The organism is Sporosarcina sp. UB5 (assembly GCF_050859005.1).
GTDB lineage: Bacteria > Bacillota > Bacilli > Bacillales_A > Planococcaceae > Sporosarcina.
Genome location: NZ_CP125984.1, coordinates 274,966 through 296,180, shown reverse-complemented (window position 1 = coordinate 296,180; position 21,215 = coordinate 274,966). Strand labels below are relative to the sequence as shown.

Sequence of the window (21,215 nt, the reverse complement as noted above, 5' to 3'; positions counted from 1 at the left end):
ATTTTCTTACTTTACCTGGCTTATCTTCGTATCCACCTGTAAAAATTGCCGATAGAAACGCAAAGCATACTGCTAGAATAAGGATTAGTTTCATCAGATGTACCTCCTGTAAAATCATAAGTCCTTCTTATAGTATACCTTATAATGTATTGAATTGAAATGTCTGAACCGAAAAATTGTGTCAATTCGATTAACAATACAATTCTTTAATCGTCAAACTTACGTATTCCAGGTACAATGAAAATAAAACCACATAGGAGGAGAGTAGAATGAATTATTTCAACGGCATAGTGAAACTAGCGAACGGCGTTGAAATGCCTCAGCTTGGCCTAGGCGTTTATAAGATGACTGACTCTACAGAAACAATACGGGCGATTTCACATGCCTTAGAAGTGGGCTATCGGGCTATTGATACTGCAGCAATTTATGAGAATGAGAGAGAGACTGGCGAAGCAATTCGACAATCGGGCATCCCGAGGGAGCAGCTGTTCATTACATCGAAAGTGTGGAACACGGACCAAGGGTATGATGAGACGTTGAAAGCATTTGAAGCTTCATTGCAACGACTTGGATTGGATTATCTGGATCTCTACTTAACGCATTGGCCTGTCGGGGAAACATTTGTCGATACATATCGTGCAATCGAGCGACTCTATGAAGAAAAGCTAATTCGGGCTACAGGCGTGTCCAATCATCATATCCACCATCTCGAGAAGGTTTTTAACGTTGCAAATGTAAAGCCGATGGTGAATCAGATTGAATTACATCCTTGGCTAACACAGGAGCCATTACGCAACTTCTGTAATGAACAGGGAATTGTAATCACTTCATGGTCCCCGCTAGCTAGAGGAAGACTGATGGATGAACCAGTATTAGAGCAAATTGGATTAAAGTACGGAAAAACTCCAGCGCAAGTCATCATCAGGTGGCATTTGCAACACGGATTTGTCGTCATCCCTAAATCGGTTACTCCGTCACGGATCTCGTCAAATATTAGTGTGAAAGACTTCGAGCTAACGCAGGAAGATATGATGAAAATCGATGCCTTGAATCGTAATGAGCGAACGGGTACAAATCCTGAAAAGTTCGATGAGGCGTGAATGGTTATTAATAAACAAAAAACCGCGGAATTGATCCGCGGTTTTTCATTTTGCTTCAATTGTTGTAAGTTCTTTTGTAAATGGGTGGATAAAGGAAACTTTCGTTGCGATTAATCGATAGTTACCATCCGTTGTTTCGCTTCCGCCATAAAGTGTATCGCCTTTGACGGGATGACCAATATGGGAAAAGTGGACGCGAATTTGATGCGTCCTGCCCGTTTCAAGGCTCGCTTCTACTAGCGTCGACTCATCATTCCGTTCAATGACGCGGTAACGGGTAATCGCATCTTGCCCGCCAGGTGAAACTCTGCGTCTTGTAGGATGGTGGCGGTCTCGCCCAATCGGGTATTGAAGAGTCCCTCTCATTCGTTTTACACGTCCATCGACTTCTGCATGATAAATGCGTGTAATGGCACGTTCTTCGATCATTCGGTCGAACAGCGCTTTTGCAATCGGGTGCTTCGCAATGAGCACAATTCCTTCTGTTCCTTTGTCAAGGCGATGGATATGCTCTGCGTACGCTCCGCCGTTCCGAACGACATGAGCCATAACGGCATTCATGAACGTCCCACCCTCATCTGTTTCATCTGGATGGATGGCCATGCCCGCTGGTTTCAAAGCTGCAAGTATATGTTCATCCTCGAATAGGATGGAGACTGTGACGTGCTCATCCGGCTTGTACGAAGAGTAGACGTCTTTGAAGTGAAAGACCAATTCAGTCCCCGCTTCCAATGGCGTGCGCCACTCGAGAGGGTGACCAGCTGTATCCATGACAGCCTTGTCCATCCGCATTTGGTGGACAGTCTTTTTTCCTGCCTTCCAGTCATCCCGAAGTATTTCTTCTACTGTCAATCCTTCCTCACTTGTTCGATAACGGAAGGACGTAGTTAACTTATCCATCATTGCGCATCGTACGCATCGAAGAAGGCACGGATATCTTCTTCAGGATTTGTAGGTAGACCGACGGAACGGGCAACTTCTTTTCCGTCTTTATAATGAACAAGTGTCGGCCAAGATGTGATGCCATACGGTTGCGATTCATTTTCGAACTCCAGCATATTGTACTGATACACATGAATCCCTTTTTCTTCCGCAATCGGCATTAGAATTGGCGTCATCTCCATGCAATACGGGCATGTTGGAGAAAAGAAGTAAGCTGTGACAGACTCTCCGGAAGTAACTTTTTCAAAAAGCTCATCCGGAAGGACGATATTGCTGTAATTTTTATTGCCGAGCAAATCAATCGTCGCTTGTTCAAGTTTCTTCGTTCCATATGGATTGTCCTTCAACTTTTCTTTGTTGGATTGATTATTCAGCACGATAATTAAAGCGAAGATGGCGACGATAACACCGCCGATAACTAGTAGTTTTTTCATTTCAATTAGACTCCTTTTGCCATTTCAATAAGAAAAGGCTTGTAATGAGGATTAGCACGAATGCCGTCAATGCCATAAACGGAATCGTGATGAATCCAAAGTAGTTTACATACTGTCCAGTACAGGGTACATTTCCGCAAGCCGGTGCGCTATCCCGTAAAAAACTCAGTTTCTGGATACTATAATGATAAAGTGAAATGGAACCACCGACAATTGCGAAAACAGCTGTCGTCAATGCTATTTTTGCGTTCTTCTGGAATAAAGCAACTCCCGTCATCAATACGATCGGATACATGAGGATCCGTTGATACCAGCAAAGAGTGCAAGGTTCATAACCCCTTACATCGGAAAAGTATAAAGACCCTAATGTGGCGATGAGGGAAATTGTGAAAATAAAAACAAGGCCATTTTCCAACCGTTTGTGCATATTGTCAACTCCTATTTCTAACACTCCTCTTTGATTATACGGTGTGGGTGTATCCATGTAAAATAATCGGAACCCCTATGATTGTTTAGTAAATAAAAAGACGGCATCACCCTTTTACATAGGATGATGCCGTCTTTTTTTACGTCTAGACTCCGGGCGCTCAAAAAACTTGCTCCCAACGCTGCGCTTGTGGTCGCAAAAGCCGTTCTTCGTGACGGCTTTGCCTGTCGCCTCTAAGCAGGCGCCCTGCGCTTTTGTTTAAGTCTCAACTTGTACGTCTGTTAATTCGTTTGATTTGTTTCTCATGACTTCCAAGTAGAGGATGTGATGTCCTTCTACATCTTTCACAGTGAACTCATATCCTTGTTCAATAATCTTTTCACCTGGAACAGCTTCAAAACGTTCGGACATGAACCAGCCGCCGATCGTATCGATATGCTCTTCATCGATGTCGATATCGAGAACATCGTTAACGTTTTCAATTAACATTTTCGCGTCCAATATATAATGGTTTTCATTAATCTTCTGTACTTCAGGTACTTCATCTATATCAAATTCGTCTTGAATCTCTCCGACGATTTCTTCTAAAATATCTTCAATCGTCACGAGTCCGGAAGTCCCTCCGTATTCATCCATAAGAATGGCCATATGGATCCGTTCACGTTGGATTTTCAATAATAGGTCGCCGATTGCCATCGTTTCAATGACTCGGATAATCGGTTGCATATATTCACTGACAGGCTGGTCACCTGTTGTTGGATCTTTAATATATGCTGTTAATAGGTTTTTCATATTAACTAAACCGATGACATGGTCTTTATCGCCATCCGTGACAGGGTATCGTGTGAATTGCTCAACACCCATCATTTCAAACATTTCTCGCAATGTGACGTCTTTCTCGATTGTCATCATTTCGGTACGCGGTACCATGATTTCTTTAGCGAGTCGATCGTCGAACTCGAATATTTTATTAACAAATTTATATTCCGATTGGTTAATTTCCCCGCCCTTCAGGCTATCGGTCAGAATCAATCGTAATTCATCCTCGGAATGTGCCACCTCCGATTCGGATGACGATTTAAAACCAAATAGGCGGATAATAGAACGTGCCGATCCATTCATCCCTTTAATGACAGGGTACATAATTAAGTAAAAAAATATGAGCGGTTTCGCTGATGCTAGCGTAATAGCTTCAGCCCGTTGAATTGCGATCGTTTTAGGAGCCAATTCACCTACTACCACATGTAAAAACGTTACGACAGTAAATGCGATGATGAAAGACAGGATTGTCGCAGCATGTGGGGAAATTTCAAAATGGGAGAAAACCGGCTTCATAAGCAGTTTTACGGTCGGTTCACCTAGCATCCCGAGTCCTAAAGCTGTTATCGTTATGCCCAATTGACAAGCCGATAAATATTCATCGAGATTGCTGATGACTTTTTTTGCTGTGATCGCCCGGCGGTTCCCTTCCGCAACAAGCTGGTTGATCCGTGTTGTTCGTACTTTCACTATTGCAAATTCACTCGCAACAAAAAATGCGGTGAGTGCGATCAAGGCAGCAAAGGCTGCCAATCGTATGGCAATTTCCAAATAAGTTTACTTTGCTCCGCACCCGAATGAGGGGTAGAACAAAGTGCACACCTCCTGTAAAGTTAAAATGGTTAGTTAAGATAATAATAAATTATTTACAAGAAAAAAACAAATGGTATTGCTTACATTTTGTATAATGGGTAGAGTACGTTTTGGAGGTGCAGTTTTGAAGAAACAGAAAAACGCATTTGAAATTTTACGCACATCATTGCTGTTAGGACTGACGTCATTCGGAGGTCCTGCAGCTCATATCGGTTATTTCCGGGATGAATATGTGAAGAAAAAGAAGTGGCTCGACGATAAAATGTATGCAGATATCGTGGCGTTATGCCAGTTTTTGCCCGGTCCTGCGAGCTCGCAAGTCGGGATTGCAATTGGGTTGATGCGTGGAGGATTACTCGGAGGAATTCTTTCGTGGATCGGGTTCACATTGCCGTCGGTATTGCTGTTAATGGCATTTGCTTGGTTAATTTCATCGACGGCATCTTTTGACATCGGTTGGATTAAAGGATTGAAAATTGTCGCAGTCGCTGTCGTAGCACATGCATTAGTCGGGATGAGCAAGTCATTGACTCCTGATCGGCCGAGAATAACATTAGCTCTTATTGCAGCAATTATGACCTTATTAATACCTACAGCGATTGGACAAATTGCTATTATCATAAGTGCAGGATTCGTCGGGTATGCGCTATACCGAAAAGAGAAAGCACCGAAGCCTGAACCAATCAATCTTTCATTCGGAAAGAAGACGGGAGTGGCGGCATGGACAATCTTTTTCCTGCTGCTCATAGTAGTGCCTGCGATTAGGACTTTCATTGAAAATACGTTTATCTCGATTTTTGACATATTCTATCGTGTCGGTTCCATTGTTTTCGGGGGAGGGCATGTCGTCTTACCGATGCTAGAACGAGAAGTCGTGCCGGCAGGTTGGATGGATGCTGAGACGTTCATCGCTGGATACGGGGCAGCACAAGCTGTACCTGGACCGCTCTTTACGTTAGCCGGCTATTTAGGCCAGTTGATGAATGGACCGTCGGGAGCTGCGGTCGCGGTCATCGCGATGTTCTTGCCTTCATTCTTACTCGTCATTGGTACATTACCATTTTGGTCTGCGATCCGTTCGAAGCCCGGAATTCAAGCAGCTTTGAAAGGTGTGAATGCGGCAGTAGTCGGTATTTTACTAGCGGCATTGTATGATCCTGTATTCACGAGTTCAATCGGTTCGGCCGTAGATTTCGGGATCGCAATCATCGCTTTCGGTCTTTTAATGTATTACAAGATGGCTCCTTGGCTTGTTGTGTTTATTACCGCTGCATTAGGAGCGCTGTCCTATCTATTTATAGGGTAAGTCATATTGGCTTTATTTCGTGCGTACAATGAAAAATGCCAGGAATAATACTCCTGGCATTCCCGTACTATATGTTACTTGCCGTGGGATAACGGGTTAGTCGTTCAGTAGCCGATATAAAATAATTAATGAGAATTGTGTAGGAATGTATTGACAAATTGAAATTGTCAGTGGTACTGTTGAATTATTCGAAAATCGAAATAGTGAGGAAGGTGCGGAAAATGAAAAAAGTACTTCTTATCAAACAGCAACTTAATATGAATTCCGTGCTGACCTGCTCTTTTTCTATTCTATGAAATGTATTAGGACGGCATGACATCGTCGTCCCTATTTTTTGAGCACACGCTTATCTTTAGGAGGCGTGTGCTTTTTTGTCTTTAAATCGAATTTTCGGTATTTTCACGTTTGACGTGTAAAATATATAAAACGTTAAGAAAGGAGCGCTGATCATGAACATTGTAAATCAGCAACGGAAACTAGTAAAAAAGGAATCTCTAGATAGTGGATAGTTTAAGAAATGAAGGAAGAAGGTTGAATGTATGTTTTCGGTTTTATTTAAGCTAAAGTGGTTTTTCAAGGAAAATCGCAAGAGATATACGATTGCACTCGTCCTATTAATGTTGGCGAATGTACTCGTTATTTTACCTCCATGGTTGATCGGGCAGGCGATTGATACGATCTATACGAATTCGATGACGACGCAATTGCTTACTCTATTCATTGGTGCAATGTTTGCCATTATGCTTCTCTCGTATGTTGGCAACTTTGTCTGGCAGTACCAGCTTTTCGGTGGGGCGTATGTCATTGAACGTCAATTAAGGACGCGGCTCATGCGCCATTTCCTGAAGATGACACCGACATTTTATGAGAAAAACAAAACAGGCGATTTGATGGCGCGTTCGACGAATGACCTTCGCGCGATTTCAGAGACGGCCGGATTTGGAATTATGACGCTCGTCGATTCGACTGCGTATTTAGGGACGCTCATTATTACGATGGGCTTTGTCGTCTCCTGGAAGTTAACGCTTGCGGCGCTTTTGCCGTTACCGATTTTAGCCTTCATTTTGCAAGTGCTCGGAAAGAAAATTCACGAACGGTATATGACTGCACAAGAGGCGTTCGGGGAGCTGAATGATAACGTTCTCGAGGCCGTGGCGGGTGTCCGGGTCGTCCGTGCATATGTACAGGAGCGTGCTTCTGAGCAAAAGTTTGCGGATATGACGGAAGACGTGTACAAGAAAAATATGCATGTTGTCAAGATCGATGCACTGTTCATGCCGTTTACGAAGGTGCTTACAGCATTAACGTATATGATTGGACTCGGGTATGGGGCATTTTTAGTTTCAACTGGTGAAATTACGTTAGGAAACCTTGTTACGTTTAATGTTTATTTAGGAATGACTGTTTGGCCGATGTTTGCAATTGGTGAGTTAATTAACGTGTTGCAACGTGGGAATGCTTCCTTGGATCGCGTCATGGAGACGCTTGATTATGAAGAGGATGTGAAAGATCCTGACGTGCCGGTTGACATTGATAAGCCAGAAAGTGTCGGGTTTAACGATGTCAGCTTCACGTATCCGATGTCTCACGCGGTCAACTTGGATCATATTAAACTCCAATTGGACCGAGGCCAGACGCTTGGCATTGTTGGAAAGACGGGAAGCGGAAAAACGACGTTCGTTAAGCAGCTTTTACGTGAATATCCAATGGGGGACGGAGAAATTGTTTTCTCGGATGTTGCCCTTCAATCATTAAAGAAGGATCAAGTCCGCGATTGGATCGGCTACGTGCCGCAAGATCATGTGCTGTTCTCGCGTTCAGTCCGAGATAATATCCTGTTTGGAAGGCCAGAAGCGACAGAGGAAGACATCGCGGAAACCATCCGCCTCTCTCATTTTGAAAAAGATTTAGAGATGCTCCCGGATGGCCTTGATACGCTTGTCGGGGAAAAAGGTGTCGCTCTTTCAGGGGGGCAGAAGCAACGGATTTCGATTGCACGTGCGCTTGTGAAAAACCCTGAAATCCTAATTCTCGATGACTCGCTATCCGCAGTCGATGCGAAGACGGAAGCGAAAATTATTGAGAACATCCAGTCGGAACGGTCAGGAAAAACGACGATCATTACAACGCACCGCCTATCCGCTATCCAACATGCGGATTGGATCATTGTGCTTGACGATGGGCGTGTCATTGAAGAAGGAACACACGAAGACTTGCTTGCGAACAACGGATGGTATAAAGAGCAATTCGACCGCCAGCAAATCGGGGAGGTTGAATAATATGAGTACCGGAAAACGTTTAGTGCAGTATGCGCTTGATTATAAGAAGCTATTAATTACAGGAATTGTTCTTCTCGGCGTTGCAGTTGCAGCAGATTTAATGGGACCGATGATTGCGAAGAAAATCATTGATGATCATATTGCGACATCCGTCGATAAGACAATCAATTTTACACCGATTGCCAAACTATTGGCAGTGTTTTTCAGTTTAGCAGTCGTGACGGCCATCTTGCGTTACTTCCAATATTTACTGCTACAGAAAGCTGCTAATCGAATTATCCAGAAGATGCGGAACGAATTGTATGGGCATATTCAGACGTTGCCCATCCGCTATTTCGATAACTTGCCGGCGGGGAAAGTCGTAGCGAGGATTACAAATGATACGGAAGCGATCCGGAATTTGTATGTAACGGTCGTTTCACAGTTTGCGATTAGCGGCATGTATATGCTCGGGATCTTCATTGCTCTATTTTATTTAGATCCGAAAATGGGTGCGATTACGCTATTCGTCTTGCCAGTCCTTTACGTTTGGATGAAGCTGTATCGGAAGTTCGCTTCAAAAGTGAACCATATTATCCGAAGCAAAAACAGTGAGATGAATGCGATGATCAATGAATCAATCAACGGCATGACAATCATCCAGGCTTTCCGTAGGGAAAAGCAGATGGATGGTGAATTCAATGAATTGAATGACGAGCATTATAAGTATCAAAGTAAATTATTGAAAGTTGAAGCGGCGACGTCACATAATCTCGTCGACATTATTCGTTCGTTAGCTTTCGTCTTTCTCATTTGGTATTTCGGCGGTGCATCGCTGTCTGCTGAAAGTGTTGTATCTGTCGGGATGCTATACGCGTTTGTCGATTATATAACACGTCTATTCAACCCGATTACGGGAGTTGTCAACCAGTTTGCACGTTTAGAGCATTCGCTTGTCGCTGCGGAGCGTGTCTTCACTCTGATGGATCGCGAGGGTGAGCCGGTCAGTGATGAAAAGATTGCTCGTTACCGGGGGAACGTCAGGTTTGAGGATGTATGGTTCGCATATAAGGATGAGGAATATGTGTTAAAGGACATTTCCTTCGAGGCGAAGCAAGGGGAGACTGTCGCGCTCGTCGGCCATACAGGCTCCGGAAAGAGTTCCATCATGAACTTGTTATTCCGTTTCTATGATGTATCGAAAGGGAAGATTACGATTGATGGAAAGAATATTGGGGAAATGTCCCGCCAGACAATTCGCGATCATATGGGAATCGTTTTGCAGGATCCGTATTTATTTAGCGGAACTGTGGAGTCGAATGTTAGTCTTGGTGACCCACGTATTTCACGTGAAAGAGTTCAGGAGGCACTTGATGCGGTCGGCGGTGACCGTGTGTTGAAGCATTTGCCGGGCGGTATTGACGAGCCGGTTGTGGAGAAGGGAAGCACGCTTTCCTCAGGGCAACGCCAGCTCATTTCGTTCGCACGTGCACTTGCCTTTGACCCTGCCATCCTCATATTGGACGAAGCGACGTCCAATATCGATACAGAAACAGAGGAAATTATCCAACATGCGATGGACGTATTAAAAAAGGGGCGAACGACGTTTATTATCGCCCACCGTTTATCGACGATTAAAAATGCGGACCGCATTTTAGTGCTAGACCGCGGTGAAATCGTCGAGCAAGGCAATCATGATGAATTGCTCACGCTCGGCGGACAGTATGCACAGATGTATAAGCTACAAGCTGGTACGAATGGGAATGGGAATGGGAAAGTTGGCTAATTTGTAGGTCGGGGCTGTCCAGAAAGTCGGAAAATGACTTTCTGTGACAGCTTTTTTTATTGAAATGGTTGTGCGTCCAAAGTAGGCGGTTTCGTGTCCAAAGTAGGCGGTTGCGCGTCCAAAGTGAGCGGCTGCGCGTCCAAAGTAGGCGGTTGCGCGTCCAAAGTAGGCGGTTGCGCGTCCAAAGTAGGGTGACGTACAATAGTCTGTGTAAACGTAAAAAAGATAGGGCATCCTCAAGGTTAATCACTACAAAAACCAAGGAGGATGCACTATCTATGTCTAGTATAATCGATAATCTGTTTTCTAATCAAATGGAGGAGTTAGTCAAGCAATTTGTCCAGGATAATCTTGAAACAATTATGAAAGAGGAAATGAAAAACTTCTTCGAAGTAGAACATCCTGAGCTTAAGAATAGTAAGAATGGATATTATTCGCGCATGCTCGATACAAGATACGGCCGTATAGAAGACTTGGCAGTCCCTAGAGATCGCGAGGGACATTTCCGCACCCAGCTTTTCGACCCTTACCAAAGGCGTGAAAGGTGGCTGGGTGAAACAATCATTACGATGTACCAGAACGGATTTAGCACTCGGGAAGTTGGACAATTTATCGAAAGGATTCTGGGGAACAACTACTCAGCTACAACGATCAGTAACATCACGGACGTGGTCATGGAAGATATTTTGGAATGGCAACAACGCTCACTTCACAATAGATATTCTGTGCTTTATTTGGACGGCACCTACCTAAAGCTCCGCCGGCAAGACGTTGCAAGCGAGGTTGTATATGTCATTGTTGGAGTCAGGGACGATGGTTATAGAGAAATCGTAGATTTCTTTGTGGGTGGAAATGAAAGTGCAGTAGGCTGGAAAAACATTTTGACCAGTCTCAAAAGCCGTGGGTTAGAAGAAGTATTGCTTGGTGTTTTCGATGGATTATCTGGTCTGGAACAGGCGTTTAAAGAGGTCTATCCACTGGCAGATGTGCAGCGCTGCGTGGTTCATAAAGTGAGAAATGTTATTTCTTCTGTTCGTAAGAAGGACAAGGAGCCCATTATGACAGACTTGAAGAAAGTTTATCGGGCACTTACTAAGGAAGACGCGCTTAGGTCCTTCGAAGACTTTAGAGAAAAGTGGAAGAAAGGGTATCCGAAAGTGGTCCAATCCTGGGAAGAGGATCTTGGTGTTTTACTTACATTCATGTCTTATCCCAAAGTTATTCAAAGCCAAATCTATACAACCAATATTATCGAAAGAACTATAAAGGAAATAAAAAAACGCACCAAGACTATGAACAGTTTGCCAAGTGAAAAAGCTGTCGAAAAAATAGTCTATTTAGTCGCGCAAGACTACAACGAAAAATGGGGTAAAAGGATGAGTTCTGAATTTGCTTCGGCTCATACTGCCTTAATGGAGATGTTTAGTGATCGGTATGGCAACGGTAATATTAATTAAAACTTTATAGGTTGATCTTAAGGATGCTTGTACGTAGACCGCAGATTTGACATGGAGCCTCTGCGGACATGTGAACAGGCCATGATACCAGCTATAGTAATTAGCTGGCCTCGCCTGCCAAGGCTAACATGTCCGCCCCTCCAAGTAAAATCTGCTTAACAGTCTGCGTTGTACTTACACATACTTCTTGACGGTACCCAAAGTAGTAGGCGGTTGCGCGTCCAAAGTAGGCGGTTGCGCGTCCAAAGTGAGCGGCTGCGCGTCCAAAGCGAGTGGTTGCGCGTCCAAAGCGAGCGGTTGCGCGTCCAAAGTAGGCGGTTGCGCGTCCAAAGCGAGTGGTTGCGCGTCCAAAGCGAGTGGTTCCGCGCTCAAAGCGTGCCACTCCGCGCTCAAAGCAAGTCGCTCCGCGCTCAAAGTGGGCCGCTCCGCGCTCAAAGCGTGTCGTTCCACGCTCAAAGTAGGTCACTTCGCGCTCAAAGCAAGTCGCTCTGTGCTCAAAGTGAGCTGTCTCGCGCTCAAAACGATCCGCTCTCGCCAAGTTAGTTGAAACTTTATCGGTGCCGACTCGTAAATAGAATGAGAGACTGTTCAGAAAATATATCAGCTATAAAAAAGAAATGAGGAGATTATAGTGAAGAATTTTAATGTGGTGGAATGTCCGAAATGCGACAGCCGTGAAATAGGCAGAGGTAAGCAATCTGGATATGCTGGTGTAACTCCTTACGAGAGAATGGGATTCAATCATAGTCTAGTACTTTTAATCTGCACGGATTGCGGATGGGTCATCGGCAGTTATGTGGAAAAGCCTGCAGCATTTAAAAAGACTGTAAGTGATTATATCCGTGGTAATTAGAGGGTTAAATTGCATGGATTAATCACGCAGGAGTTTAAATCCTATCAATAATAAAGCGTACATGAGAGTTTGTAGTTCTCATATACGCTTTTCATCTAAGACATCAAAATACTAAGGTTAATCGTTATTCTCCTCGATTAACTCAATATAGAATGCTTCGGTTTTCGGTGGATAAGACTCTCTTACAGAATCACAATAAACGCGTACTTTTTGGTTTATCTTAAGTTGTCTGAAATTAATTTTCTTCTCGAAGTCCTTATTTTTAGAGATATTAATACTACTAGCACCATAGCCTCTAACAGAACCCGAAACTCTTCCAATAAAACTAATCGGCTCTTCTGTCAGCCAAATAGAATCAATCCGTTTAGAAACTACATACCCTTCGATCACCATGTAGTGATCAGGAAGTTCTGCCAACTCAATAGATATACTTTTTGGAGGGAGAGTGGCGTTAAGTGCCACAATTAATATGAAAACTAGTGAACAAGCTAACAGTATTCTTTTATATTGTGGATTCTTAACCAAATTAAAACCTCCTCGAAACAAGTGACAAATGAGTATTTGCAACATTTATTATACTACTAAATAATGTAAATAATAATGCTGTAGATTAATAATAAATTAAGTAGAACAACCTAGAAGCCTCGCTATTAAATAAAGGACTACTTTTTTCCTTTCCAAAGGTTTGATTATAATGAAAATTCCATTGCGAAATATTTCGTAAACACGTATATTTAGTGTATCGAAGTATTTGTCACGGAAAGTTGGAGTTATGATGAAATGGTTCACTGAATGGGGACGCAAATTTTCTTCTTTCAATCGCAATATCAGGCTTTTTATCATAGGTAATGCGCTTATCCAGATAGGAATGGGCGTTTTCATGGTTATGTACAATTTGTACGTCCGGGAGCTCGGAATGCCGGAAACGGTTAATGGAAGAGTTATTTCCATGACCGCATTGGCTTCTGCAATCATGCTCGTCCCTGCAGGATTTTTAAGTGATAAGTTCGGTCGTAAATGGATGATTGTCGGGGGAGCCGTATTGACGGTGACGACACTTTTCTATCGGGGGATTGCAGTTGCGGAAACTCCGATTATTACGGCGGCGTTTTTGACTGGTTTATTCATGGCGTTCGTTCAAGTATCGGGCATCCCGTTTCTTGCGGAAAATTCATCTCCTTCAGAAAGGGTAAAGCTATTCAGTGTCAATTTTGCCATTATAACAATCGCAAATGTTATCGGTAGTTTAGCAGGCGGAATTATCGCGGATGTGTTGGAAACTGTTTTCAAGATTAGTGCAGCGGAAGCGATACGATATGCACTTCTTTTAGGGGCAACCATTTTTACAATCGGTTTAATTCCTTTATTTAAATTACGAGATAAACCAATAGAGACAGCTGAGATGAAAAAGAAGAATGGTGAAGAAATTTCGACCGATGAGGATAGTTTTAAACGGAATCTCATTGTTATCTTTCATTTTTCATTCGCAAGTTTGCTAATCGGTTTAGGTTCAGGTTTGGTTGTACCGTATTTGAATTTGTATTTTGCCAATCGGTTCGATGCAAGTAATTCTTATATCGGTTTTGTGCTCTCTTTAGGATCAGCTATGACAGCAGTGGCGGCGATGATTGGGCCTGCACTTTCACGGAAAATTGGTAAGGTGAAGGCGCTTATTTTATTCCAAGTGTTATCGATCCCGTTCCTTTTATTGACTGCGTATACGACATCATTATGGTTGGCGTCACTAGGATTTCTGCTTAGGCAGGCGCTTATGAATGCCGGTAATCCGATCCAAAGTGCCGTCGCGATGGAAGTCGTGTCGGATAAATATAAAGGACTAGCCAACTCGATGAACCAGATGGTGTTCAGCCTAGGTTGGGCGACAATGGGAAGTGTTGCGACAGGATTAGTTGTAGCGAAAGGCTCCTACTGGGGGTATGCGTATGCATTCACGATCACGGCAGTGCTGTATATCATATCTTGTGTCTATTACTATTTCATTTTTGGCAGAAGGAAGTTAGCTAGCGATTAACAAAAGCGTAGAGTGATGAGCTGCTTAGACGGCTCTTTTTTCTTGTTCAACTAAAGGAGCAGTTTTGTTGTAGAGAAAGGTTTTTTTGCGATTGTGTTGAATAAGTTAATATATGTAAAATTTTGATCGAGAAGTTTATAGAAGTAAATCGAATTAGTAATTTAAAGGAGGATACTATGAGTGCTTTAGTTGAAGATCATAGAGCTGATTAGACGGCTCTTTTTTCTTATTCAACTAACAAGTCGCACGAGTGGATAATGAAAATTATGATTACTTTAAACGGGAGGGTGTCTATGAAATATATATATACGATTATCATACTTTCTATATTGATCATGAGTGGATGTTCTAATAATGGTTCTGAGAATTATCTAAAACAAGAAAATGAACAATTAATGCAAGAAAATGAGCAATTAAAGCAAGAAATGGCAAGATTATTAGAAGTTAAAGAGGAATTAGAATTAGATTTGAAAATAGCTGGCTTGGAAGGGTCTAGGAAAAGTGATCAATTAACTAGTAAAATAACTTCATTACAATTCGAAAATGAAAGGCAAAAAGAATTAATTCATCGTTATCAGAGGGTATTAACTTTTCCCGTTTCGAATAATCGTACCATCGCTGATACTATAAATATCTTTTCACCTGATCAAGTAAAAACGAATAACCAAATAGCTAATTTAATCGTTTCAGATATAAAAACGGAGGCAATTAATGACGCAACAGCTTATTTTATAAAATTCACTGGTGAATTTGAAGTTAAAGGCTCTATTATTCGTCAAGGTAGTAATTATTCCTTTATAGTCAATGAGAATTTAGAGGCCATACCACATACACTCTGGCAATTTGAAAACGGAGGTATTTTCTTTGATATTAGAAATGGTGAAGACCTAAGAAAATCATTAGGTGACAAATTAGATACGTTACCTGAGGATGGTCAATTAGATATAGTTGGAGTTTTTAAAAATTATTATTATAACGAAATTCCTGATTCGGACTCTTTCCCAAGTTTTGCTGAATTTGTGAGATTAATATCAGAGAACTAATCTTTGATTTGTAGGGTACGGGTTGTCTTTTTAAACGAACGGGTGCTTTACTTGAAGGACATCGGCTCTATGACGGCTCAATGTTCTTATTGAACTAACACGGCAGTTTAGTTAAACAAGAAGTTTTTTTGTAAGATTGATCCGCGCAATAAGAAAACTAGGAGAAAGTGCAACTTAACAATTATTCAGGGTATTAAAATCCAAAAAGAAATCGAAATAACAAAAGTTATAAATACTTAAAGGATGAATTCAATGAAAATTATGAGACCTACTTCAAATATCTTAATAATGATTGGTATTCTATTGAGTTTGATCGGCTTAGTATATAAATTAGGTTTTGTAGATTCGATTTTTTATCAATATTGTTTTTGATTAGGAATTATCTTGTTTGGGATAGGGATTTTGTTTAGTGGATTCGACAAAAAAACTAAACAGTAAGCATAACGCTTCCTTGTTCAACTAACGCGGCAGTTTAGTTGAAGAAGGGTTTTTGAATAGAAAGGTAGAAGGTGATTATACAACAATCAAGGAGCTGGTTATGTGAATGTACCTTTGTTAAGGGCTGAAGCGATTATCGTTAATAAAGATAAGACAGAAATTCTTGTGCAATGTGATTTTGATGAAAGTTTTTACCGTCTTCCGGGTGGAAGTATAGAATTCGGCGAAACAGCAAGTGAAGCTATTAAAAGGGAGCTAATTGAAGAATTTGATTTAGCTTTGAACATTGGCCAACTTGCTTGTATTAGTGAAAGTATTATTCAGTATAATGGGAAGAGAAGGCATGATTGCACCTTAATCCATTGGTGTTCAAGTAATAAAAATGCAATGAATTATCTTTTGCATAAAGAGCATCCAAAAGTAAAGCTTGTTTGGCGTACAATTTCTCAATTAAGCGAAAGACCATTTTATCCAGAGGGAATATTGGATATTATTGTTTCGGGCAACAATATTATTAAACATATCAAAAGAGAAAAGACTTATGGGTGATTCCTTAATAAACTAACGGGGTGTTTTAGTGAAGTATCATGTGACTGCCATAGGTATTCTAATTTCTTTTTCATACAATACTACAGTTAAAAGGAAGAATTGAATGACAATATCTATTCACGATGGTGTGTTAGTTGGGTACTCAGTAAGTTTTCTAGAAAATGAATTACTATTAGATATTAAAACGGTGGCAGATGAAATTGTAACTGTTAGATTCGAGAATTACTTAGCACATTATTTCGATTATGTAATGGCAGGAAGTATTTTATTTGATATTGAAGAAGTAGATTTGAATAGATTTTTCGTGGAGAACAGAGAAGAATTAGAGTCCCGTAAATCATTTGATTGGCCGATTCGGTACAATGATACGAATGACCTCGTAAAATACTTACAAAAGAATAATTATAAATGCTATGTAATTTTTGCATCACTAGGATTAAATGGTTATGCATTTGCTAAAACGCTTAAAATCAAAAGAAAATGATAATTTCAGTGAAAAAAACTAAAGTTTGTGAAGTATTCTACCTGAAATAACCGGTGCTTTAGTTGAAGATCATAGAGCTGATTAGAGTGCTCTGTTTTCTTATTCAACTAACAAGTCGTACGAATGGCAAATGAGAATTCTGAGTATTCAAAATGGAAGTGTGTCTATGAAATATATATATACGATTATCATACTTTCTATGTTGACCATGAGTGGATGTTCTAATAATGGTTCTGAGAATTATCTAAAACAAGAAAATGAACAATTAAAACAAGAAATAGCAAGATTATCAGAAGTTAAAGAGGAATTAGAATTAGATTTGAAAATAGCTGGCTTGCAAGGGGCTAGGAAAGTTAGCAACATACTTCTTATACAAGAGGAGAATTGTTATGGGCTCTCCATGAAACAGTTATCAATGTTCAAGGGTTGAGTAAGATTTCCATAGCGTCCCTACTAATAATAGAGAGAAGGAATGACTTTGCGAATAATTAAAAATACGCTAATTATTTTACTGTCAATAACTGTTTGCGTGTTAATGTATAATAATCTGAATTATCATAAGATACTAGAAGAAAACGCTCGTATGATCAATAAAACTTTAGAAGAGAATTCTAGTTTAGAGGAACAACTAAGTACAGCTATGAACGATCTTCAAATGATCGAAGATGCAGCAAAGGACTTCCCAATATATTCTTACGATGAACTACAACTAATAGGTTACACAGGCACAAAAGAAGATGTAATCATAGAGCTTATGAAGTATTCACATTTGATCCCTTATGAATCCATAGCGGGCGGAATGGAGTTTATACAGGAGAAAGCACAAATACTTACACATGAATGGGCATTTATGCCGTTTGGCGATAGAATATCAGGCGGATATCTCTTATTAAAATTTAGAGTTGATGGAGATACTGGCCATTATCCAAGTCATGTTGAAGTTATTGATTCGTACTTGTATGGTGAAGGTTTTAAACAGAATGCTGTGCAGGCGTCAATGCCCTAGAACGAATGATTTGAGGTGTCACTTTCCCAAGAAAGTGGCGAATCGTTCATAAGAGCACAAAATATGAAGGTACAGGGCAACAAAAACATTTACTTTTAAAGAATTCGATATTGATGAGGAATTGGATGATGAAGCACTCAAAATAGAAATAGATCAAATTTTTCAGGCTTGGGTTTGAGATAAACTTAATATTTTACTAACGGGTGCTTTAGTAAAAAAAACACCGAAGTAAAATGAGCGCGGAGACATTTTCCAGCTCATTTTTTTATGTGCATTTTAAATCAACTATTATCTTTGTCATAGCGTTTATTCTCTATGAGTGTATTATTGTCTTTCATATTCCCAACACTAAAAATGTAAAAAGGGCTTTACTTTTTGTAAGAAGTTCTTTACATTTGAGATAGAGATAAAGGAGGAAAGAAATGGAGATTAAGAATCGAATAAAAGAGCTGAGGGCAAGGTCAAACCTTACGCAAAAGGACTTGTCTGAGAAAGTAGGTGTAACACGACAGACCATCATATCGTTGGAGAAAGGAACCTATGTACCATCGCTATTACTTGCGATGAATGTTGCGGAAGTATTTGAGGAGCCAATAGAAAATGTCTTTTTCAAGGAGGATGGCAAGTGAAGGTCGTGATATTTGAAAGTGTTAGCAAAATCATTATTATAGGTGTATTTGCGTATGCGGTGGCATTTGCTTATGAAAACGTTTGGTTAATCGATGAATTCGATCGAGCATTGGCTGAAGGTCAATTCATGCCAGTTGACTTGGAATTTAACCTGTTCCCATTTGCATTATGTTTCCTTCTGATCCTCGTCTATATGGTGATGTCAAAGAAATTAAAACCGAGAAAGAAGTTAGATTTACTAATAAAATTTGGAGAATTTCAAGATTCAGATGAACGGGAACTACTCATTACTAATAAAGCAACCAGAGCTTCGCATGTTACCCTCTCATTGGCTGCAGTAATTGCAATGTTGGTTATGTTTACCACTACAAATTACACTTATCATCATCCTTCTTTCCCTATCTATTTATTCGCGGCAATAATTATTGCATCAAGTGTTGCTTATGCTATAGCATGGTGTCTTGAATTTAACAAATAACAAGAGTCTGCACCGAGTAATTTATTACTAGGTGCAACTTTTTCATTTATTCGATCAAGATCTTTATTTCTAATGAATCATTTGATACTCTTCTTGGTTCGATTTATCCAAGAGAGTATAGAAGCAGCTCCATTTTATTGATTTCCTTATTGAGCTAACAGGTGCCTAAGTTCAATAAGGACAGTATAATATTTCACCAAAAAAGCGCTCAATCCTGAGCGCTTTTGTTATTCCCCTCGTTTATATTGAGTTTCTTTCCAAGCATTCTGCTCTTCAGGTACCCGACTTTTATCCTCAAAGACGTTTTCGGTTTTCTGGTTTTGCACTTTCAACTGTTCTTTTTCTTTCCTTAATTGTTCAGGGGTCTTTTCCTTATCCACATCCATCGCCTCCTTATCGAGGGATAGTATGCACGGAAAAGATTCCTTCATTCATATACGTGAAATGTCATTAGTTCGTGAATCATTTTTTTGACGTTTTCTTCGTCCGTTGGCGTTTCGCCGGTCCAAACGATTGTGCCGTCCGGCTTGTAGTCTCCGGTGAAGCGATCATTTTGATGAAAAAATGAAAACGTCCAACCGGGCAAACTGCCGCCTGCAAACATTGGTTTATAGCTGAAATGCTGAAGCATCTTCTTATTACTCCTTTCATAGACAAGCGCCCGTCCGCATAAAGTGTACAAAAGATGCGAAAGGGTGCTGACGTGTTTGTCGATAAATTAAAGCAGGCCATCGAAGGCGAATACAAAGACTACTATTTTTACAAGTCGATGTATGAGAAAACAGACGATCCGCTTTGGCGGGATTTCATCCAGCATGCATATGAGGATGAAAAAAGTCATTACGAAATGTTTCAACAACTCTATTATATGATGACGGGGACGTTTGTACAAAATCCGAAGAAGCCGATTCCGTGTTATAACTTCAAGCAGTGTGTCAAACAAGCGCTTGTCGGTGAGTTGGATGGGGTAGAAATGTATAAGGAAATGTTATTGACGATTCCTTTTCAGCAAGCATATAATCCAGTATTTATCGCCATGCATGATGAAATGGAACATGCAATCCGAATGTCGACGATTTATAATTCATTGAAATAAATTCAAACACGAGACCATCTTTACGATGATCCCGTGTTTTTTCTATAAAGTGAGATGCCTTTGAAAATAACGGGCAGCTTCTAGCATCCTTGGTCCATACCAGAACATTTCCCCGTCGACTAAGATTGGTTCAGTGCCTGGCATCATGTCCAAAAACTCTTTGAAATGCTTTTCTTTAAACGGAAAGGGCTCAGATGCTAGCAAAACATAATCGAGTTCCGCTTGTTGAAATTCATCCACTGTGACGGCCGGGTACCTGCTGTCTGCTTTAGTGAATGGATTAATGAATCCCATCCTGTCTAATAGCGAATTGATATATGTATCTTTCCCAACGACCATATAAGGCTTCCGCCAAATGACGTAAGCAACCCGTTTCCCGGTAGCTTTAGGCAGTGACTTAAATTGCTCTTGAATAGAGTTAAATAATCTTACGGCGGCTTCGCTCCGATCCGTTAAGCTTCCTATATCCTCAATCATCCGGAATGCATCATCCACTGATTGGACTTCTGCGACATAGACAGGGAAGTGTTTTTCCAGTTCTTCGACGATTTCTTTCGTATTTTCCTCTTTCTCGACAATGATAAGGTCCGGTTGTACGTCTTGGATTGCTTGCAACTTTATGTCTTTTGTACCTGCAACAGCCGGTACATTTTCGACCTTTCCTTTTGGATGGATACAAAAACGAGTTCTCCCGACAAGTTCATCCTCAAGATTAAGTGCTAATAATGTGTCTGTAATACCAGGGCACAAAGAGACGATTCGTTTTGGCGGAAACTTATATGTGACACTTCTTCCGACTTTATCAATTACTGTTTTATTCAAAACGTAGTTTCATTCCTTTCTAGAAAAATCTCCGATTCCAGGAGTATTATCATTCATTTTATCTTCAACTGACAGAAAAGTCAGCCGACGAATTAGTTGATGTGGTAAGATAGTAATGAAGGAGTTCCCATTAGAGGAGGGAAAAGTCTATGTTGAAATACAAAAAGATGTTTGCATTGAGCGTAATCATTGTGGTTGCTTCTGCATTTATCCTTCCACGAACTGAATATGGATTCGGATGGCCATTAGCATGGATAGAGTACAATGGAAAATCTACCGTTACGTTTGCATCCGAACTATTTCAACCGAACAATTTCGGAGATGTATTCTTCCACCTATGGAATCTAGTATTCGGGGCATTACTTATATACGCTTTACTTTTATTAATATACAAAGGTCTGAACAAAATAAATAAAGATGTAGAGATAGGGGAAAAGTGAAG

At 40.8% G+C, this 21,215-nt stretch carries 26 protein-coding genes; 16 read left to right on the top strand and 10 right to left on the bottom strand.

Going from position 1 to position 21,215, the window contains the following annotated elements:
• The first annotated feature begins 269 nt into the window (after positions 1-269).
• Positions 270-1,100, top strand: a complete 831-nt coding sequence (locus QM454_RS01705; RefSeq protein WP_432360782.1) for an aldo/keto reductase — start codon at positions 270-272, stop codon at positions 1,098-1,100.
• A 45-nt stretch (positions 1,101-1,145) separates the two neighbouring features.
• Here the strand turns inward: QM454_RS01705 and QM454_RS01700 are convergent, their stop codons facing one another.
• The 4 genes from QM454_RS01700 to QM454_RS01685 form a co-directional block, all read right to left on the bottom strand.
• Complete coding sequence (locus tag QM454_RS01700; RefSeq protein ID WP_432360779.1) at positions 1,146-2,000, bottom strand: RluA family pseudouridine synthase; 855 nt, start codon at positions 1,998-2,000, stop codon at positions 1,146-1,148.
• Entirely contained in the window at positions 2,000-2,476 is a 477-nt protein-coding gene (locus QM454_RS01695) for a thioredoxin family protein (protein ID WP_432360776.1), read from the bottom strand. Before QM454_RS01695 ends, QM454_RS01700 begins: the two co-directional genes overlap by 1 nt.
• 1 nt (position 2,477) lies before the next feature.
• Positions 2,478-2,903, bottom strand: a complete 426-nt coding sequence (locus QM454_RS01690) for a disulfide oxidoreductase (protein ID WP_432360774.1) — start codon at positions 2,901-2,903, stop codon at positions 2,478-2,480.
• A gap of 258 nt (positions 2,904-3,161) precedes the next feature.
• Positions 3,162-4,493 carry a hemolysin family protein gene (locus QM454_RS01685; RefSeq protein WP_432360771.1) on the bottom strand — a complete coding sequence of 444 codons (1,332 nt, stop codon included), beginning with the start codon at positions 4,491-4,493 and terminating at the stop codon, positions 3,162-3,164.
• A 166-nt stretch (positions 4,494-4,659) separates the two neighbouring features.
• Here QM454_RS01685 and chrA point away from each other — a divergent pair, with 166 nt between their 5' ends.
• The 3 genes from chrA (at position 4,660) to QM454_RS01670 (ending at position 9,885) form a co-directional block, all read left to right on the top strand.
• Positions 4,660-5,841 carry a chromate efflux transporter gene (gene chrA, locus QM454_RS01680; RefSeq protein ID WP_432360770.1) on the top strand — a complete coding sequence of 394 codons (1,182 nt, stop codon included), beginning with the start codon at positions 4,660-4,662 and terminating at the stop codon, positions 5,839-5,841.
• A gap of 539 nt (positions 5,842-6,380) precedes the next feature.
• Positions 6,381-8,120 carry an ABC transporter ATP-binding protein gene (locus tag QM454_RS01675; protein WP_432360767.1) on the top strand — a complete coding sequence of 580 codons (1,740 nt, stop codon included), beginning with the start codon at positions 6,381-6,383 and terminating at the stop codon, positions 8,118-8,120.
• 1 nt (position 8,121) lies between these two features.
• Positions 8,122-9,885 carry an ABC transporter ATP-binding protein gene (locus QM454_RS01670; RefSeq protein WP_432360764.1) on the top strand — a complete coding sequence of 588 codons (1,764 nt, stop codon included), beginning with the start codon at positions 8,122-8,124 and terminating at the stop codon, positions 9,883-9,885.
• 56 nt (positions 9,886-9,941) lie between these two features.
• Here QM454_RS01670 and QM454_RS01665 read toward each other — a convergent pair whose 3' ends face one another.
• Positions 9,942-10,070, bottom strand: a complete 129-nt coding sequence (locus tag QM454_RS01665) for a hypothetical protein (protein ID WP_432360761.1) — start codon at positions 10,068-10,070, stop codon at positions 9,942-9,944.
• Positions 10,071-10,163: 93 nt separating this feature from the next.
• Here QM454_RS01665 and QM454_RS01660 point away from each other — a divergent pair, with 93 nt between their 5' ends.
• Positions 10,164-11,342 (top strand): IS256 family transposase, encoded by a 1,179-nt coding sequence (locus QM454_RS01660; protein WP_432357191.1) that lies wholly within the window; start codon positions 10,164-10,166, stop codon positions 11,340-11,342.
• A 174-nt stretch (positions 11,343-11,516) separates the two neighbouring features.
• Here QM454_RS01660 and QM454_RS01655 read toward each other — a convergent pair whose 3' ends face one another.
• Entirely contained in the window at positions 11,517-11,798 is a 282-nt protein-coding gene (locus tag QM454_RS01655) for a hypothetical protein (protein ID WP_432360759.1), read from the bottom strand.
• Positions 11,799-11,973: 175 nt separating this feature from the next.
• Between QM454_RS01655 and QM454_RS01650 the strand changes: the two genes are divergently transcribed.
• Positions 11,974-12,195: a transcription initiation factor TFIIIB gene (locus QM454_RS01650; protein ID WP_432360757.1), complete on the top strand. Its 222-nt coding sequence runs from the start codon at positions 11,974-11,976 to the stop codon at positions 12,193-12,195.
• A gap of 117 nt (positions 12,196-12,312) precedes the next feature.
• Here QM454_RS01650 and QM454_RS01645 read toward each other — a convergent pair whose 3' ends face one another.
• Positions 12,313-12,720: a DUF3221 domain-containing protein gene (locus QM454_RS01645; RefSeq protein ID WP_432360755.1), complete on the bottom strand. Its 408-nt coding sequence runs from the start codon at positions 12,718-12,720 to the stop codon at positions 12,313-12,315.
• Positions 12,721-12,967: 247 nt separating this feature from the next.
• Here QM454_RS01645 and QM454_RS01640 point away from each other — a divergent pair, with 247 nt between their 5' ends.
• From QM454_RS01640 to QM454_RS01605, 8 genes are all read left to right on the top strand, one after another.
• Positions 12,968-14,227: an MFS transporter gene (locus QM454_RS01640; RefSeq protein WP_432360752.1), complete on the top strand. Its 1,260-nt coding sequence runs from the start codon at positions 12,968-12,970 to the stop codon at positions 14,225-14,227.
• Between the two features lie 293 nt (positions 14,228-14,520).
• Positions 14,521-15,270, top strand: coding sequence for a hypothetical protein (locus QM454_RS01635; protein WP_432360749.1), 750 nt, complete (start codon positions 14,521-14,523; stop codon positions 15,268-15,270).
• A 540-nt stretch (positions 15,271-15,810) separates the two neighbouring features.
• Positions 15,811-16,257: an NUDIX hydrolase gene (locus tag QM454_RS01630; protein ID WP_432360747.1), complete on the top strand. Its 447-nt coding sequence runs from the start codon at positions 15,811-15,813 to the stop codon at positions 16,255-16,257.
• Between the two features lie 103 nt (positions 16,258-16,360).
• Positions 16,361-16,741, top strand: coding sequence for a hypothetical protein (locus QM454_RS01625; protein WP_432360744.1), 381 nt, complete (start codon positions 16,361-16,363; stop codon positions 16,739-16,741).
• 166 nt (positions 16,742-16,907) lie between these two features.
• Entirely contained in the window at positions 16,908-17,171 is a 264-nt protein-coding gene (locus QM454_RS01620) for a hypothetical protein (RefSeq protein WP_432360741.1), read from the top strand.
• 48 nt (positions 17,172-17,219) lie between these two features.
• Positions 17,220-17,747 carry a hypothetical protein gene (locus QM454_RS01615; protein ID WP_432360738.1) on the top strand — a complete coding sequence of 176 codons (528 nt, stop codon included), beginning with the start codon at positions 17,220-17,222 and terminating at the stop codon, positions 17,745-17,747.
• Positions 17,748-18,169: 422 nt separating this feature from the next.
• The gene (locus QM454_RS01610) at positions 18,170-18,376 is read left to right on the top strand and encodes a helix-turn-helix transcriptional regulator (RefSeq protein ID WP_432360735.1); all 207 of its coding nucleotides are present in this window, start codon (positions 18,170-18,172) and stop codon (positions 18,374-18,376) included.
• A complete protein-coding gene (locus QM454_RS01605; RefSeq protein WP_432360733.1) occupies positions 18,373-18,855 on the top strand; it encodes a hypothetical protein in 483 nt (160 codons plus the stop codon). Before QM454_RS01610 ends, QM454_RS01605 begins: the two co-directional genes overlap by 4 nt.
• Positions 18,856-19,082: 227 nt before the next feature.
• On the opposite strand, the gene QM454_RS01600 is transcribed toward QM454_RS01605, so the two are convergent.
• Both QM454_RS01600 and QM454_RS01595 read right to left on the bottom strand, forming a co-directional pair.
• Complete coding sequence (locus tag QM454_RS01600; RefSeq protein WP_432360730.1) at positions 19,083-19,235, bottom strand: hypothetical protein; 153 nt, start codon at positions 19,233-19,235, stop codon at positions 19,083-19,085.
• A gap of 47 nt (positions 19,236-19,282) precedes the next feature.
• A complete protein-coding gene (locus QM454_RS01595; RefSeq protein ID WP_432360728.1) occupies positions 19,283-19,486 on the bottom strand; it encodes a YheE family protein in 204 nt (67 codons plus the stop codon).
• Positions 19,487-19,540: 54 nt separating this feature from the next.
• Here QM454_RS01595 and QM454_RS01590 point away from each other — a divergent pair, with 54 nt between their 5' ends.
• Positions 19,541-19,951 (top strand): ferritin-like domain-containing protein, encoded by a 411-nt coding sequence (locus tag QM454_RS01590; protein ID WP_432360725.1) that lies wholly within the window; start codon positions 19,541-19,543, stop codon positions 19,949-19,951.
• A 42-nt stretch (positions 19,952-19,993) separates the two neighbouring features.
• On the opposite strand, the gene QM454_RS01585 is transcribed toward QM454_RS01590, so the two are convergent.
• Positions 19,994-20,773, bottom strand: coding sequence for an ABC transporter substrate-binding protein (locus tag QM454_RS01585; protein ID WP_432360722.1), 780 nt, complete (start codon positions 20,771-20,773; stop codon positions 19,994-19,996).
• Positions 20,774-20,922: 149 nt separating this feature from the next.
• Between QM454_RS01585 and QM454_RS01580 the strand changes: the two genes are divergently transcribed.
• Complete coding sequence (locus tag QM454_RS01580) at positions 20,923-21,213, top strand: hypothetical protein (protein ID WP_432360720.1); 291 nt, start codon at positions 20,923-20,925, stop codon at positions 21,211-21,213.
• Positions 21,214-21,215 lie beyond the last annotated feature (2 nt).

Bases quoted from the DNA above. Each gene is read 5' to 3' on its own strand.
- QM454_RS01705 (WP_432360782.1), top strand. From the start codon at position 270: ATGAATTATTTCAACGGCATAGTGAAACTAGCGAACGGCGTTGAAATG.
- QM454_RS01700 (WP_432360779.1), bottom strand. From the start codon at position 2,000: ATGGATAAGTTAACTACGTCCTTCCGTTATCGAACAAGTGAGGAAGGA.
- QM454_RS01695 (WP_432360776.1), bottom strand. From the start codon at position 2,476: ATGAAAAAACTACTAGTTATCGGCGGTGTTATCGTCGCCATCTTCGCT.
- QM454_RS01690 (WP_432360774.1), bottom strand. From the start codon at position 2,903: ATGCACAAACGGTTGGAAAATGGCCTTGTTTTTATTTTCACAATTTCC.
- QM454_RS01675 (WP_432360767.1), top strand. From the start codon at position 6,381: ATGTTTTCGGTTTTATTTAAGCTAAAGTGGTTTTTCAAGGAAAATCGC.
- QM454_RS01670 (WP_432360764.1), top strand. From the start codon at position 8,122: ATGAGTACCGGAAAACGTTTAGTGCAGTATGCGCTTGATTATAAGAAG.
- QM454_RS01660 (WP_432357191.1), top strand. From the start codon at position 10,164: ATGTCTAGTATAATCGATAATCTGTTTTCTAATCAAATGGAGGAGTTA.
- QM454_RS01640 (WP_432360752.1), top strand. From the start codon at position 12,968: ATGATGAAATGGTTCACTGAATGGGGACGCAAATTTTCTTCTTTCAAT.
- QM454_RS01635 (WP_432360749.1), top strand. From the start codon at position 14,521: ATGAAATATATATATACGATTATCATACTTTCTATATTGATCATGAGT.
- QM454_RS01625 (WP_432360744.1), top strand. From the start codon at position 16,361: ATGACAATATCTATTCACGATGGTGTGTTAGTTGGGTACTCAGTAAGT.
- QM454_RS01620 (WP_432360741.1), top strand. From the start codon at position 16,908: ATGAAATATATATATACGATTATCATACTTTCTATGTTGACCATGAGT.
- QM454_RS01610 (WP_432360735.1), top strand. From the start codon at position 18,170: ATGGAGATTAAGAATCGAATAAAAGAGCTGAGGGCAAGGTCAAACCTT.
- QM454_RS01595 (WP_432360728.1), bottom strand. From the start codon at position 19,486: ATGCTTCAGCATTTCAGCTATAAACCAATGTTTGCAGGCGGCAGTTTG.
- QM454_RS01590 (WP_432360725.1), top strand. From the start codon at position 19,541: ATGCGAAAGGGTGCTGACGTGTTTGTCGATAAATTAAAGCAGGCCATC.
- QM454_RS01580 (WP_432360720.1), top strand. From the start codon at position 20,923: ATGTTGAAATACAAAAAGATGTTTGCATTGAGCGTAATCATTGTGGTT.